At 63.5% G+C, this 2,521-nt stretch carries 2 protein-coding genes; both read left to right on the top strand.

Going from position 1 to position 2,521, the window contains the following annotated elements; genetic code table 11:
• On the top strand, positions 1-198 hold a 198-nt coding region (locus AC1DKD_RS40615), incomplete at its 5' end, for a hypothetical protein (RefSeq protein WP_477144683.1).
• 525 nt (positions 199-723) lie between these two features.
• On the top strand, positions 724-2,514 hold the full coding sequence (locus AC1DKD_RS40610) for a SulP family inorganic anion transporter (protein WP_477144682.1): 1,791 nt from the start codon (positions 724-726) through the stop codon (positions 2,512-2,514).
• Positions 2,515-2,521 lie beyond the last annotated feature (7 nt).

The following is a 2,521-nucleotide window of genomic DNA, read 5'->3' as shown; positions in this document are numbered from 1 at the left end:
CAGACAGCTTCCGGCGCGGGGGGGCAAAGTCATAATGATGCAATCGTGAAGATGCGGCAGGAAGAGGCCGCCGCCAAGAAGGAGTACAAGCGCAAGGTCGCCGAAGCGCAAAAGGTTTTCGACGAGCAGAAGGCGGCTGCGAAAAAAGAGCGTGACGCGGCAATCGCTGCCGCGCACGCCGCAGCCGGGCAGAAATGACTGGCTACCCGGTAGGGCTGCCCGTTCCTGCGTTCAGCCGTTAGCGAGGACCGGCGCCAGGGAGCCATTCGTCTTTGGCGTCACGAGTGACGGCCTTCCCGGGCACGAGAAAACAATATTGACGCGTCATATTGCCACTTGCCCGGAGCATTCGTGAATTCACCGCCGTTATCGGGATCGCGTTGCGCGGCAACGGCCTATCCCGGCGCAACGTGCCGCCAGCTTGCCAGTCACTGCGCGACGGGGTTTCCGCAGCCTGGCGGACTTGCCACCGGGCGACGCCAGGCCACCGGGTCCATGCGCCAGAATTTGCAGAATGTCGCGCCGCTGATGCCCATGTACCCCCTCTTATTCGCAGCACGAGTTCGTCGTCTCCAAGTGAACATGCCCGGTCTCAATGAGGTCTTGGAGGCGCTCCCGGTAAGCAACCCTATCTGATGGGCCGGTGGAGGCCGCAAGCACCGTTATCCCGGGGCGCGAAGTCCCGACCCTACTCTGCGTTGTCCATTGAGCGGCCACCGCCTTATGAGCAAGCCGGATTCATCGTCCCCGCTCCCCGAACCGGGCCGTATTGCGCGCCGGACGAAGGGCGCCGATCAGACCGCCTGGGGCTGGTGGGTGCCGGGATTGCGCACGCTTCGCGAATATCACGTGGCGTGGCTGCGGCACGACATCGTGGCAGGGCTTGTGCTGACCACGATGCTGGTACCTGTCGGCATCGCCTATGCGGTGGCGTCGGGTTTGCCCGGTATCCATGGCCTCTACGCGACTATCGTTCCGCTGCTCGTCTACGCGTTGTTCGGACCCAGCCGAATTCTGGTGCTGGGGCCGGATTCGTCGCTGGCCGCCGTCATCCTCGCTGTCATCCTGCCACTGTCCGGGGGCGACGCGAATCGCGCGGTCGCCCTTGCGGGCATGATGGCGGTCGTGTCGGGGACGATGTGTATCCTGGCCGGCATAGCCCGCCTGGGCTTCATCACCGAGCTTCTTTCCAAGCCGATTCGCTATGGCTACATGAACGGGATCGCGCTGACGGTATTGATCAGCCAATTGCCCAAGCTTTTCGGTTTTTCAATCCAAGGCGAAGGACCGCTGAGAAATCTATGGGCCATCGCCACAGCGGTGATTGATGGAAAGACCAACTGGACCACGTTCACGGTGGGCGCATCCACCCTGGCGGTGATCCTGCTGCTCAAGGGCAGCAAGCGCTTGCCGGGCATCCTGATCGCGGTGGTTGGCGCAACCATCGCCGTTGGCACGCTGGACCTCGCAGCGCGCGGCGGGGTGGCGGTCCTCGGTCCGCTGCCACAAGGCCTGCCAGCGCTCGCCATCCCCTGGATCACCACCGCCGATATCGTCCCCGTTCTGATCGGCGGCTTTGCCGTTGCCCTTGTCTCGTTCGCGGACACCAGCGTGCTCTCTCGTGTCTATGCGGCGCGGACTCGCACCTATGTCGACCCGAACCAGGAGATGGTGGGACTCGGCCTCGCCAATCTGGCTGCGGGGTTTTTTCAGGGCTTCCCCATCAGCAGTAGTTCGTCGCGTACTCCCGTGGCCGAGGCCGCGGGCGCCAGAACCCAACTGTCCGGCGTAGTCGGTGCGCTCGCTGTTTCCTTGCTGCTGCTGGTGGCGCCGGATCTGCTGCGGCATTTGCCCACCAGCGCACTCGCCGCGGTCGTGATCGCATCGGCCATCGGGCTGATCGAGATCACCGACCTGCGGCGAATCTATCGCATCCAGCGCTGGGAATGCTGGCTATCGATCGTCTGTACAGTGGGAGTGGTTGTGCTGGGCGCGATTGAAGGCATCGGCCTGGCCATCGTAGTTGCCGTCATCGAATTTCTCTGGGATGGCTGGCGCCCATACTCCGCGGTTCTGGGGCGCGCCGATGGCGTCAAGGGCTACCATGACATCAAGCGCTATCCCGAAGCACGGCTCATCCCCGGCCTGGTCCTGTTTCGCTGGGATGCGCCCCTGTTTTTTGCCAACGCGGAATTGTTCCATGACCGGGCGCTGGATGCGGTGGCCGCATCGCCCACGCCGGTGCGCTGGCTGGTTGTTTCGGCGGAGCCAGTCACCAGCGTGGACGTGACCTCCRCCGACATGCTTGCCGAGTTGGACGAAGCCTTGCACGCGGCTGGCATCAAGTTCTGCGTGGCCGAGATGAAGGACCCCGTCAAGGACAAGCTGAAGCGATTCGGGCTTTTCGCGCGGTTTGGCGAAGCGGCGTTCTTTCCGACGCTCGGTGCGGCCGTCAGTAAATATCTCGCGACTTATCCGGTGGATTGGGTGGACTGGGAAGACGAGGCTCGCTGAGCGGCAT

The sequence above is a fragment of the Cupriavidus sp. 05T313 genome (assembly GCF_056396665.1).
This window is presented reverse-complemented; position numbering and strand designations above follow the sequence as displayed.